Origin of the sequence: Mesorhizobium sp. M0074 (genome assembly GCF_040322975.1) — a bacterium.
Taxonomy (GTDB): Bacteria; Pseudomonadota; Alphaproteobacteria; order Rhizobiales; family Rhizobiaceae; genus Mesorhizobium.
This window is the reverse complement of sequence record NZ_JAMYUM010000062.1, coordinates 1-4,686: the sequence shown is the minus strand read 5'-3', so window position 1 is coordinate 4,686 and position 4,686 is coordinate 1. Positions and strand designations below refer to the sequence as shown.

Below are 4,686 nucleotides of genomic sequence, written 5' to 3'. Positions count from 1 at the left end.
TATTCGGGTTGTTGTGTCCATAATTCAGGGCGCCGGACCCTACGAGGAAATCGATATATGGGTTGCCGGCCTCGTCCCAGATTGTAGCCCCAAGGGCTTTCGTAAAGACTGTGGGAAACGACCGCCAGTAGCGACGCACGTTAGACTCATGAGCTGAAAAACATCAGTATTCATTTCATGGCCCTTTGCATGTCGGCGTCGCATTCAGCAAGACAGAGATTAAATGCGGTTGGTCGGTCGCGCTGTTCTTGCCTTCACGAGGAGACCAGAACAGTCGAGCCGGAGTGTTGAAGGTCGGTGACCTCATACCTGTTGTAATGCCGACATGCTCCTTCAAATCCGCTACAGACTTGCTCGGCAGCTCATTACTTGCAAATGCATTTGTACACCATCGCCGTCGTCACGCTGTTCCACATGCTTCCCGGTCGGTGGATTGGAACGGGCTCAGTTCTAAAGGGTTCGCGAGGATGTCGGCACTACGGCATCTGGTAGTTGGCGCACGAGTGCGTCGATTGCCGGCGAGCAGGCTCGACCGATCAGTTCGCCCGCCCGATGCAGCCGCGCCAGAGTGTCATCGAGATGTGCCGCGTCGTCGATACCGTGCTGGTCATCAGGAGACAGTCTATCGCTGGGTCAGGGTAATGACCGGCTGCTGCTGGGATTGAAGGGCAGCGTCAAGGAGTACGAACTCAATCTTGTACGTCAGCGTTTCCTGTCGGCACGCTACGAGGAGGCCCGGCGCGGCGAGCTCATTGTCTCGGCCCCGGTCGGCTTCGTGAAGGTCGGCGACAGGCTTGAGAAGGATTCCGATCGCCGTGTCACACGTCATCATTCTCGTCTTCGACAAGGTGGCCGAACTCGGCAGCGCCTGGCAGGCCCTGCTCTGGCTCCTCGAGCATGGGCTGGATTTGCCAGCCAAGCGCAACAACGGTGACGTGGTCTGGCGTCGGCCAAGTTATGCGACCAGCCACCGGATGATCGAGAACCCGATCTACGGCCGCCTACGCCTATCAAAAGTGCCGTGTCGCGACAGGATGTGATGCAGCGGGAGTGATTCGACCAGGAGCCGCCGTAAGGCGCGAGCCGAGTGGCTGGCTCTGATCCCGGATGTCCATGAGGGTTATGTCAGTTGGGCATGGGCGGAGGCGATCCGCAAGATGGTGAGCGACAACGTCCCCACGGGCCGGCATCACGGAGCGCCCAAGCACGGCGACGCTCTGCTCGCCGGCCTTGTCCGCTGCCGGCGCTGTGGACGCAAGCTGACGGTCCGCTACACAGGGACCGCATAACATTCCGCGCTATTCCTGTTGGCGAGGAAGGTCTTCTGCGGGTTGTCGAGCCGGGAGCGATTACCGCGGCCGTCGAGCCGAAGCACAAGCGGCCAGTCGCCGCGATCAGGTTCGTAATGCGCTGGTGCGCGATCTGGAGGCGGCACGCTACAGCGCCGATCGGGCCTTCAGGCAGTACGATGCCATCGATCCAAAGAACCGGCTGGTCGCGGCGGAACTGGAGTTGCGATGGAACCGGGCGCTCGCGCGTATCGGCGAGATAGCGCGACACCTTGCACGGACGGGGCGGACCATACATTTTTTGATAGAAGCTCGCGCAATGCCGAGGCTTCGAACATCTGGTCTGCGAGCAGCTTCTTCAGCTTGGCGTTCTCGTCTTCCAAGGCTTTCAGCCGTTTGGCATCGGAGACGTCCCGCCCATACTTCGCCTTCCAGTTGTACAGCGTCGCCTCGGAGATCCCATGCTTGCGGGCAAGATCGCCCGCCTTCGCACCCGCTTCATGCTCGCGCAACCGCGATGATCTGCTCTTCCGTAAACCGCTTTCTCTTCATCAGTCCGTCCTTCAATCAAGGCCCGGACTCTAATCTCAGATGGAGGAAATTCTCAGTGGCCGGTCATCCAGTATAACAGCTCACCCGTTGATTTAGGCTTGAGGGTGCTTTGCGCGACATTTTGGAAGCCGAGTTTTACAATTCAATAATTCCGAATTTTAGCGCTTTTATAGCCGCGGTTGTTCTGCTGGCCGCATCCATTTTTCGCATCACGTTTTTTATGTGGAAGTTAACAGTATTTACAGATATTCCTACAATCTTACCTATTTCCCACGACGATTTCCCTTTCGCGGTCCATAGGATGCACTCTTTTTCTCTTGGAGAAAGATTAGGTGTCTCCTCGGTGCCGCTTGAAGTAGCGAACTTACCGACTCTCAAATGGAAGTGTAACGCGGCGAGCTGCAAGTAGGTGATTGCTCTATTTTGGAATTCACCGTCCCAGGCTTGAGCAAAGTTCATGATCGCGAAGCGGCCGTCGGGGCCGTGCAATGGAACGCTAATGCCCGATCTTAAGCCGAACGTCGCCGCCTCGTCCAAAACGCGCCGTTCGTCTTCAGTCGTGCTTTCGTCGTTGTACACCTCGCTCCACCGAAAGGCTTCTGCTCGCCTCCGACTCCTCTTGATGGTGGGGTCTATCCTGTCATAACCCATTTCGAAATAGCGCTCCTGCCATTCATGAGGATAATTCAGCATGACCGCCGGATCGCCTCCGACCGGCTTTAAGCCTTTTTGGCCTGGTGCAAGAGAGCCATACGCGATCCACGCACAATCAAAACTCAGGGCAAAATCAGATATCAGGTCGAACAAACGCTCGGATTTTGCAACACGATCGGTTTGGTCGAGAAATCGGCCAAAGTCGCGCGCAAACGCCTCCCTGGCAGCCTCAGGGAAATGCATCGCCGGGACCAAAGAAAACTGGTCGGACACTCTGGTTGAGAGCCGTCGAAGTTGAGAGACAGCAGTCATCCGCGGGGGTTCCATGGTCTCTGCTCCGTAGCCATTTGCGCTGGATGTTGTCACTGGCGCACCAAAGCTGCCGGCCGTAAGGCTAGGGCTTCGCGCGCCGTCCTCAGCAGGCCAGCATCGTCAAAGCTCTAACATCTCAATGCAATCGGCGTAGTTATTTTAATTTGAAGTTATTTTATGCTTGCATTATACGAATGCAACATAGCCAAAACAAAGCCGGTGTTGTGATATGCTTCTATCCTATATCCGACCATGATATCAATATTTTGGAGTGTTTTACATACCGCATCATTTAGTCGGCGCGCAAACATCCTACCGATCAAGAAGTCGAAATCCGGCGACCTCAGATTGGCGTGTCAAGCTATTACATCGGTGGCGCCAAGAGTTTTCTTGAACTTGCGCGGTCCGCGCGATGGTGCGCTTAATTGGGTCCAGCCCGAATAATTGGCGATCCTGTTCGAGACCGGTAGCACCTGGAGGGCCAAGAGCTTCATGATAATGTCGGTTCGGATCAGCCCCGGGGGGCCGTGACTGAAGGCCCCCATTGCGGCGGATGTGACGCCTTCACTGGCAGCGGAGGTCGGTCGGTCGCCGTGACATCCAACCTCAGGTCCACCAGAGAACTAGATCTGGCTGCGCAAACCCGAAAAAGCTGTTCAGCACTAGGCGACGCTTTCCGTTGCCTGATTGACCGGTGACCCCGTGAACGAAACCGCCATCGATCAGGCCGATATCCCCCGCCCTGAGCTGGAAGTCGCGACAAGGAACGCCCTCGAGATAGGCTGCCGAATAGGGATATCCCGTAGTCTCCACACATTGAGACTTTCGGTCGGTGACTGTCGGCTTGTGGCTCCAGAGCCGCAGATTGCCACCTTCCTCGGGCATGCTGGGATAGAAGTTGAGTGCTGCGACGGTGTTGTGCGCCACCGCAGAAAGCTCGTAATCGTTCCCAGCACATAACACTTGAGCGACGTCGTCGTGGGGGTCCAAGGAGAATGTGCCGCTGCCAGACCAACTGAGAGCGCGACAGACATTGGCCTGACCGTGCTCCGAACGGGCCAGCCGCAACTCAATGCCCTGTTTGCGAAGCTCGCGCCTCAACGCCTCGAACAATGCTCGGACCGGATCAACCAGATTCTCAAAAAGGGCTTCGACGTACGGTCGCGCAGTTTCCGCCTCTGCAAAATAGGTGGCTGCATCCTTCCTGTAGTGGGATGCGCCGACATATTGTCCGGGGACGCCATCCTTACGCTCCTTGAGACCGGGACTGCCACTGAAGTTCGCGGTGATCTCCTCGGCTATTTCGGTGCTGAAAGCTTGCCTGATGTGCAGAGCGGTGATCTCACCTTTCAGGACTGAGATGATGTCCGCAGTGCTGATCGAGCCGGTTCGTTCTCTGATCGCAACAGGCGAGGTGGCTGGGGCTTGGGATACTTGATTAGTCTCCATTGGCTTGCTCCTTTAGTGCGTGATCAAGGATGGCGATGCCATGATCGAGTTCGTCATCGGTGATGGTTATCGGTGGGAGGACTTTGATGACGTCGCGATTTGGTCCTGAAGATTCGATCAGCAGGCCATTTTCGAATGCGACATCGTGCACACGGCCGACAACGGCCTGCGAACGGCACTTGAGGCCAGCCATCAGACCGCGGCCGCGCTTTTGTTCGATGCACTTGGGAAATTTGGCAACGAGGCGATCAAGGTGTCTTTGCAGTTTGACGGCTGTCCGCTCGACGCCTGCAGTAAACTGCCTACCGGACCACATTTTGCACATCGCCCCTGCAGTAACGAAGGCGAAATTGTTGCCTCTGAAGGTGCCGCTATGTTCTCCGGGATTCCAAATGTCCAGGTCGGGGCGGATCAGAACGATGGAGAACGG

The 4,686-nt window shown here is 56.5% G+C and carries 4 protein-coding genes and 2 pseudogenes; 1 reads left to right on the top strand and 5 read right to left on the bottom strand.

Annotated features, from left to right (window positions below; genetic code table 11):
- Positions 1-174: pseudogene (locus tag NKJ73_RS33895) on the bottom strand (diaminobutyrate--2-oxoglutarate transaminase); the annotation flags it as partial.
- Positions 175-794: 620 nt separating this feature from the next.
- On the opposite strand from NKJ73_RS33895, the gene NKJ73_RS33890 reads away from it, so the two are divergent.
- Positions 795-1,040: a hypothetical protein gene (locus NKJ73_RS33890; protein ID WP_352572720.1), complete on the top strand. Its 246-nt coding sequence runs from the start codon at positions 795-797 to the stop codon at positions 1,038-1,040.
- A 542-nt stretch (positions 1,041-1,582) separates the two neighbouring features.
- On the opposite strand, the pseudogene NKJ73_RS33885 reads toward NKJ73_RS33890, so the two are convergent.
- From NKJ73_RS33885 to NKJ73_RS33870, 4 genes and pseudogenes are all read right to left on the bottom strand, one after another.
- A pseudogene (locus tag NKJ73_RS33885) lies at positions 1,583-1,841 on the bottom strand (transposase); the annotation flags it as partial.
- A 135-nt stretch (positions 1,842-1,976) separates the two neighbouring features.
- Entirely contained in the window at positions 1,977-2,768 is a 792-nt protein-coding gene (locus NKJ73_RS33880) for an autoinducer binding domain-containing protein (RefSeq protein WP_352572718.1), read from the bottom strand.
- Positions 2,769-3,413: 645 nt separating this feature from the next.
- On the bottom strand, positions 3,414-4,256 hold the full coding sequence (locus NKJ73_RS33875; protein ID WP_352572716.1) for a 2OG-Fe(II)-dependent halogenase WelO5 family protein: 843 nt from the start codon (positions 4,254-4,256) through the stop codon (positions 3,414-3,416).
- Positions 4,246-4,686: aminotransferase class III-fold pyridoxal phosphate-dependent enzyme (locus tag NKJ73_RS33870; protein WP_352572714.1), on the bottom strand; the 441-nt coding region annotated here is incomplete at its 5' end. The genes NKJ73_RS33875 and NKJ73_RS33870, both read right to left, overlap by 11 nt.

Excerpts from the sequence above, each read along its gene's own strand:
- NKJ73_RS33875 (WP_352572716.1), bottom strand. The coding sequence starts at position 4,256 with ATGGAGACTAATCAAGTATCCCAAGCCCCAGCCACCTCGCCTGTTGCG.